Here is a 7,932-nt window from a genome sequence, read left to right as displayed (position 1 = left end):
GAGGCCACGGGCAACAGCCACACGATCACCGTGGTGGCCAGCGACGGCAATGGCGGCACGACCACCATCACCGTCACGCTCAACGAGCTGGACGTGGATGACAGCTCGCCGGTCATCATTGCCGCTCAAGCGGAGGTGTACGAGGAGGGACTGCCGGGTGGCTTCCCGGACGGAAACGACAGTCCGACCACCGCGACCGGTCAGGTCGACATCAACGATCCCGATACCGTAGGTGGTCCGCTGACTGTCACCTTGGCTGGCCCGGCTGGCCTGACCTCCGGTGGCGAGGTGGTGACTTGGAGTGGTACCGGTTCCGTGGGCGATCCGTTGATCGGCACGGCAGGTGGCGAGGAGGTTATCAATGCGACCATCGACAACGAGGGCAACTACACGGTCACCTTGCTGAAACCGCTTGATCACTCGGGTAGCGAGGACCAGGCCCTGGATATCGGCCTGACGGTAACCGCAGACGATGGCGTCAATCCGCCAGCTACTGGCACCCTGACAGTGACGGTGCACGACGATGCACCTGTTGCCAACCCGGGTTCGGTGGACGTGGTGCTGCCTGAGCAGGACACCAACGTCATGTTGATCCTGGATATCTCAAGCAGCATGACCGCGAGCAGGGTTGCAGGCATGAAGGCTGCAGTAACCGAGCTGCTCGATACCTATGCCGGGCTCGGGAATGTCGCGGTACGGATCGTGGTGTTCGGCACAGCCGCAGGCACCCAGGCCTGGGGGACGTCATGGGGTGACATCGACGCGGCCAAGACATATGTCAATGGCATCAACGCGAACAGCGCTGGAACCAACTATGACGCTGCCCTGCTCAAGGCGATGGACGCATTCGATGATCCAGGCAAGATCGTTGGAGGCAAGAATGTCTCCTACTTCCTGACGGACGGTGAGCCAAATCAGAACAGCAACTGGGGCATTCCTGGTTCAGCTGGAAACGGCATCAATGATGTGGAAGAGGATGCATGGGTCGACTTCCTGGAAGCCAACAAGATCCTCTCCCAGGTATTTGGCATGGAGGTTCCGACGGGGCAGCAGGCAAACGCACGCGGCAACATGGACCGCATCGCCTATGACGGTATCAACAACGAGGACACCGATTCCGTCTTCGTGAACGATATCGATGACCTGCCGCCGATCCTGCGGGACTCGGCCATCGATGCTGCGCAAGGTGCGGTCGTGGATATGGACGGCACCCTCGGAGGCAACTCTGGTCTCGGTGCCGATGGCGGCGGTCTGCTCGACATCACTGTCAACGGCCGGACCTACCATGACGACGGAAGCGTGACGGGTGGTGTTGCCAACGGTTTGTTCGATGCGGCGACCAACACCTGGAACATCCTTACCGAAGGTCCAAATGGCTCCGTCAATACCGGAGGCCGGCTGATCGTCAACATGGAGACCGGGGAGTACAGCTACACCCCGCCGATCATCGATTCGGGCACCCGGGTCGAGGACATCGGCTTCACACTGATCGACAACGATGGCGACACGGCGTCGTCGACCTTGACCATCACGGTCCATCCGGTGGGCACCGTCCTGCCGGATAGTGCAGATGGCGCAACGTCATTCGCCTTCCATGCTGACGAAAGCATCACCGGCGTGACGGGCGAACAAGCGCATGCCTTGCCGGCGTTGAGCGATCTGGTCGTGTCGTACGGGAGTGGAAGCCTGGATGCATCACTGCCTGGCGGCGACATGCAGACCTTCTCCGGTCCGCTTACGCCGGTCGCGATGCCATTGCCCCTGGTGCATCCGCTGGATGAATTGGACCAGCATCATCAAGCGATGGTGTGACGCATCTGGAGCCGGATTGGCCAGCGGCCCATCCGGCTCCATCGGAATCGATGGCGTGGTACCCGCCCTGCAAGGGCTGGACGTTCCCGCTTTCCTGAAGAATCGAGGTCAAGAAATGAACAAGAAACTCCTGACAAGCATGCTGGCGGTTGCACTGTTGGCTCCGTTTGCGAGCCATGCCCAAAGTCGCAGCAGCGCGGCGGACATCAATCCACACGGGCTGGATTACAGTGACGTGACGATGGAAATCCCCGACTACGACGAACCATTCCAGCGCGACGGACGGCGCGTCCCAACTGCTCAGATCCTGAGCGTGAAGCCGGGGATCAACGAAGGGCAGGTACGCGAGCTGCTGGGTGCACCGCTGTCCACCGAGAACGGTGAGCGGGGGGCTGAGTGGAACTACAACCTCAAGCTTGACGTGGCCGATGAAGATTTCATCGTGTGCCAGTACAAGGTGGTGTTCGAAGCTGACGGAGCAACCGTGCGCGAGACCTCCTGGCGGCGTTACCAGTGCCGACTGGCGATGGCGGCATTGGCCCCGCAGACGACGCCAGCGACGCCTGAGCGGATCGATCTGTCGGGCGATTTCCTGTTCGACTTCGATAAGGACCTGCTCAGTGTCGAGGGCACGCAGGTTCTCGACGGCGTAGCCGCCAAGTTGGTTGGGAACAACAGCAAGGCCGACATCGTTGGCCATACCGACCGGCTTGGCAGCGCTGCCTACAATCAACGATTGTCCGAGCAGCGTGCGCAGGCGGTAGCTGCGTACCTGGTGGATCATGGCATCGCCGTCGACAGGATCACCACGTCCGGACGTGGTTTGGCTGAGCAGGTCAAACAGTGTGAAGGGGAGCGTTCCACCCCCGAGCTGCGCGCCTGCCTCAAGCCCAACCGCCGCGTCGCCATCACCATTACGCCGGTCGATTGACCAAGGTTGGAACGGGGGATGGAAGCACGCAGATCCTTCCTTGTTGCGGGCCGCCACAGCGGCCCGCTCTTTTTGTGTTGGATGTGGAATCCGACGGCTGTTGATGGTGACGCCGGAATCGGGAAGTTGCCGGGTGGACGTCGGCGTTCGGTGTGTTCCTCAGCCAATCCTCGATTGTAAAAACACGTATCTGAAATGAAGAATCTCTTGATGGATCGACATGCGTTGGCTCGATGGATGGCAGCCCTGCTTGTCGTCCTGACCAACACCGCACCGGCAGCGGAGCTGGCGCGTTCTCTCACGCCGGGGCAGCAGGACATGGCGGGCCCATCGCTACCGATGGCGCTGGAACTGGGCCAGGCAGTGGAAATGGCCGCGAAGTGGCATCCGAGCATACGCAATGCTGCGGGCTACCTGATGGAGTCGGACGAAGCGATCCAGGTAGCGCGTGCCGGCTACTACCCGCAACTGCGTGCAGGGCTGGGCTCGGACTGGCGCAACCGCGCTCTGTCGGGATACGACAGTCGCAGCGTTCATCAGCTGACCGTATCCGCCTCCCAGATGCTCTACGACTTCGGCAAGGTCTCCAGTGATGTTGATCGTGCGCAAGCCGACCGCGAGGGTTCCCAGGCGAGAGTCCTGCTGGCGATTGATCAGCTTGTGCAGGAAACCGCGCATGCGTGGATCGAAGTCAGTCGTTACGAGGCGTTGCTGGAACTTGCCAAGGCACAGCGCTCGGGGGTGGGGTCCATCGCTGATCTGGCACGTGAGCGTCGCGCGAAGGGAGCCAGTCCGTTGTCTGATGAACTGCAGGCACAGGCACGTGAAGAAGCTGCATTCGCCAATCTTCTGGAGGTCACCGCTCAACTGGAACGTTGGCGCCTGCAACTGCGGCAGCTCACCGGTGCGCCGCGATTGCCCGTAACGGAAGGCCTGGCGGACACGCAACTCGCAGGTGCCTGCGAAATCGTTGGAGGCGATGCCGGGTCGCAGTCAGTGCCGGCGGTGCTGATCGCCCAGGCGCAACTTCGCGCGGCGCAGGCGGATGTGGAGAATGCTCGCGCACAGAGCCGGCCTACGTTGTCCGTGGATGGCGCTGTAAGCCGCGGTCTGAATGCTGACTCACGCATCAACAGGCCCTACGACGCGTCGATTTCGCTGAACGTGACGGCACCTCTTTACCAAGGTGGCGGTAACGCCGCGCGGCGGCGGGCATCTGGCCATTCGCTGTCAGCGGCAGAGGCGGCATTGGAGCATGTACGGTTGCAGGCCAGTCAGGAGCTGACGGACGCGCGGTCACGCGCGAAAGGTTATGCCGGCCGCAGAAGCGTGTTGGACGAGCGTACCGGCAGCATCGAACATACGCGCGACCTGTACCGGCAACAGTATCTGGATCTGGGAACACGTTCCTTGTTGGACCTGCTCAATGCCGAGCAGGAGTTCCATGGTGCGAGAGTGGAAAGCGTGAACAACATGCTCGATCTGCAGCGCATGCAGGTGGATTGCCTGGCTGCAGCTGGAGGTCTGCGCCGTGCTTTCCGTCTGGATGGCCACACACTGGCTGGCGTGGAGCTGACCCCATGAGCGGCTCCGCAGGGACTGGGGCGAATGCCCCGCAGGACATGAACGGCTGGGTCGATGCGATCCTGTGCGTAGCGAATCACTACCGCATCGACTGTTCGCCTGAAGCGATTCGTATTGCAGCGGCGTGGGATGGAAAAGCTGGTGAGCAGCGGCCGCTGGAGCAGCGTGTGCCGCAGCTGGCACGCCAGGTTGGACTGGCGTTGCGCTGGGTGGCGCCGGAACCCAACCGCCTGACCCCATGGCGCCTGCCTTTGATGGTGCAGCTGAACGACGGACAGGTCGGTGTTGTGACGGCCATGACGGCGGCGGGGTTCACCCTGGAGCTCGGTGGCGATAGCGGCCTGCCCACCACATTGGATGCCGCGACGCTGGATGCGGCGGTGGTCCGCATGGCAGTGGCACGCCCGATGCGCTCGGTGCCGGACAGTCGCGTCGATGAGTACATCAAGCCATTCGAGCCGGGCTGGTTGCGCCAACTGGTATTGGCCGACATGCGGCCATACTGGCACATCCTTCTGGCATCGCTGGTCACCAACGTTCTCGGTATCGCCAGCATCCTGTTCTCGATGCAGGTGTATGACCGGGTTGTACCGGCCCAGTCGATGCCCACGCTGTACGTGCTGTTCGGCGGAGTGCTGCTTTCCATGGTGTTCGCTTACGTGTTGCGACAGGCACGTACGCGGATCACCGATGTATTGGGCAAGCGCGCTGATCTGCGTGTATCGGACAAGGTGTTTGGTCACGCACTTCGCGTGCGTAACGCCGCACGGCCAAAATCGACGGGTACGTTCATATCCCAGCTGCGCGAGCTGGAGTCCGTGCGCGACATGCTGACCTCCACGACCATCGCTGCCGTGGCCGACGTACCATTCTTCCTGCTTTTCTGCGTGATGTTCTGGTACATCGCCGGTAGCCTGGTGTGGATTCCGGTGCTGGCAGCCGTGTTCATGGTGTTGCCTGGAATCCTGTTGCAGAAGCGTCTGCGTGCATTGGCGCAGGAGGGCATGCGCGAGTCGGCGCTGCGCAATGCGATGTTGGTCGAGGCCGTGCAGGGGATAGAAGACATCAAGCTGCTTCAGGCAGAGTCCAGGTTCCAGACGCACTGGAACCACTACAACGAGATCAATGCCGATACCGGCATGAAGCTGCGCGACCTGACAAGCACACTGAGCAACTGGTCCCAGATCGTTCAGACCGGTGTGTTCACCGTCGTGGTGTTCGTCGGAGCGCCGATGGTGATGGAGGGCGACATCACTACGGGTGTGCTGGTGGCCGCCTCGATGCTGTCCAGCCGCATGTTGGGGCCGCTTGCCAGCCTGACCCAGATCCTCAGCCGCTGGCAGCAGGCGCGCATTGCGAAGGACGCGTTGGACAACCTGCTGCGGATGCCGGTGGATACCCCGGACCACGGCAAGCGCATCCATCGTGCGTCGCTGGCTGGCAGTTACGTTTTCACCAATACGGTATTCAGTCATGACGGCCAGCAGCCGGTACTGAAGATTGTGGGGCTCACCGTCCAGCCCGGCGAACGGATCGCAGTCCTTGGTCGCAATGGTGCTGGCAAATCGACGTTGCTGCGGGCGCTTTCCGGAATGATGGAGCCCCAGTCCGGCCACGTACTGCTGGACGATACGCCGCTCTCACACATTGATCCTGCGGATGTCCGAAGGGATGTTGGTTTCCTCTCACAGGAGTCCCGTCTGTTCCATGGAACGTTGCGCGAGAACCTGATGATGGGGGCGCCAACAGCGACCGATGAGGAACTGATGATGGCGCTGCGCGCTGGCGGCGCGTGGTCGTACGTCCGCGCCCTGGCCGATGGCCTGGACCACATGGTGCTGGAAGGGGGCCTGGGCCTGTCAGGTGGCCAGCGCCAGAGCCTGATGCTGGCACGGTTGCTGGTGCGAAAACCGAACGTGCTGTTGCTGGATGAGCCAAGCGCGTCGCTGGATGAGGCGGCCGAACAGGGGGTCATCCAGACACTGGCTGGATTGCCTGAAACCACGACGATGGTCATTGCCACGCATCGCATGGCGATGCTGCAACTGGTGGAACGCGTGTTGGTGGTCGACGACGGTCAGGTGCTGCTGGATGGACCTCGCGATGAGGTCATCGAGAAGCTGCGCGGCAAGGCTGTGGGAACCTCCAGATCCCCGCGAGCCAGACCGGCGTACAAGCTCTCGGTGGGGAACGTCAGGATGAGGACCCAGAATGACCAGGTTGGCCAAGGTGGCGAAAGCGCGGATGGCAGCGACGCACCGGTGGAGGGGAAGCCATGAGCGCATGGAAGGCCGATGAGGTGTCAGGTAGCGACGAGGTCAACGCTACGGGTTCATCCAGGGTGGTGCTATGGATCAGCGGTCTCCTGTTGCTGTTTCTGGTCTGGGCGTGGTGGTTTGAGATCGACGAAGTCTCAAGCGGTACGGGCAAGGTTATCCCGATTTCGCGCGAACAGATGATCCAGTCACTGGAAGGCGGCATCTTGGCCGAGTTGAACGTGGCCGAGGGTGACATCGTCGAGAAAGACCAGGTGCTGGCGCAGCTGGATCCCACCCGCGGCGAATCCAGTGTCGAGGAAACAGCGGCGAAGTATCGTGCTGCATTGGCGAGTTCGGTCCGTTTGCAGGCGGAAGTGGAGGGTGCGACGGTATTGCACTTTCCTGAAGAGCTGGTCTCCGCACACTCCGAGCTGATTGCCAGCGAAGGCGCACTGTTCAGGTCAAGGCGTTCCAGCCTGGCCGAGTCGCTTGGTGGGCTGCAACGTTCGCTGGATCTGGTAAGCCGCGAGCTGCACATCACCGAGTCGTTGCTGGCAACGGGTGCAGCCAGCAGCGTGGAGCTGCTGCGCCTGCAGCGGCAGAGTTCAGAGCTGCGCTTGAAGATTGCCGAGGTGCGCTCGGAGTACATGGTGCGCAGCCGCGAGGAGCTGGCGAAGGCGAATGCAGAGGTTGAGTCGTTGTCCTCGGTCGTCCGCGGACGCGCGGATTCGTTGACGCGGCTGACGCTGCGTTCTCCGGTACGCGGCGTGGTGAAGGATGTCGAGGTAACTACCATTGGTGGCGTGGTGCCGCCAAATGGACAGGCGATGGTGATCGTGCCATTGGGTGATCAATTGTTGGTTGAAACCAAGGTCTCGCCGCGCGACATTGCTTTCATTCATCCCGGTCAGGAGGCCTTGGTGAAGATCACCGCCTACGACTATGCCATCTACGGCGGGCTCTCCGGCAAGGTCGTCACCATTTCGCCAGATACCATCCGCGACGAGGTCAAGCCTGAGGTCGTCTACTACCGGGTGTTCATCCGGACGGACAGCGATGCGCTGCGAAACAAAGCAGGGAAAGAGTTTCCGATCGTGCCGGGCATGATAGCCACGGCCGATATCCGCACCGGTAGCAAGACCATATGGCAGTACCTTGTAAAGCCGCTGAATCGTGCTGGAGAGGCGCTGCGTGAGCGTTGAGCGCGCAACCATGCCTGTGAACGACGGTGGGTTCGTGATCGGTACACCTGGGACGTCCATGTATCTATCTTGGGTGCCTGGGTGGCAGCGAGCTGTTGCAGCCAACCGTGTGCGGATAGTTGTATCAACTTATCGGTCATCCTTG

The 7,932-nt window shown here is 61.5% G+C and carries 5 protein-coding genes; all 5 read left to right on the top strand.

The window, feature by feature from the left end; all coding sequences use genetic code 11:
* The coding region (locus AC13FW_RS06990) for a VWA domain-containing protein (RefSeq protein ID WP_482988633.1) at nucleotides 1–1,812 on the top strand (1,812 nt) is incomplete at its 5' end.
* Nucleotides 1,778–2,743 (top strand): OmpA family protein, encoded by a 966-nt coding sequence (locus AC13FW_RS06985; RefSeq protein WP_482988632.1) that lies wholly within the window; start codon nucleotides 1,778–1,780, stop codon nucleotides 2,741–2,743. The genes AC13FW_RS06990 and AC13FW_RS06985, both read left to right, overlap by 35 nt.
* 195 nt (nucleotides 2,744–2,938) lie before the next feature.
* The gene (locus AC13FW_RS06980) at nucleotides 2,939–4,327 is read left to right on the top strand and encodes a TolC family outer membrane protein (protein WP_482988631.1); all 1,389 of its coding nucleotides are present in this window, start codon (nucleotides 2,939–2,941) and stop codon (nucleotides 4,325–4,327) included.
* Nucleotides 4,324–6,606: a type I secretion system permease/ATPase gene (locus AC13FW_RS06975; RefSeq protein ID WP_482988630.1), complete on the top strand. Its 2,283-nt coding sequence runs from the start codon at nucleotides 4,324–4,326 to the stop codon at nucleotides 6,604–6,606. Before AC13FW_RS06980 ends, AC13FW_RS06975 begins: the two co-directional genes overlap by 4 nt.
* Nucleotides 6,603–7,787, top strand: coding sequence for a beta-barrel domain-containing protein (locus AC13FW_RS06970; RefSeq protein WP_482988629.1), 1,185 nt, complete (start codon nucleotides 6,603–6,605; stop codon nucleotides 7,785–7,787). The genes AC13FW_RS06975 and AC13FW_RS06970 overlap by 4 nt, the downstream gene beginning before the upstream one ends.
* Nucleotides 7,788–7,932: the final 145 nt, after the last annotated feature.

Source organism: Stenotrophomonas sp. 21LCFQ19, from assembly GCF_056861425.1.
Note: the sequence above shows the minus strand (reverse complement) of the source record. Positions and strands in the feature narration are given on the sequence as shown.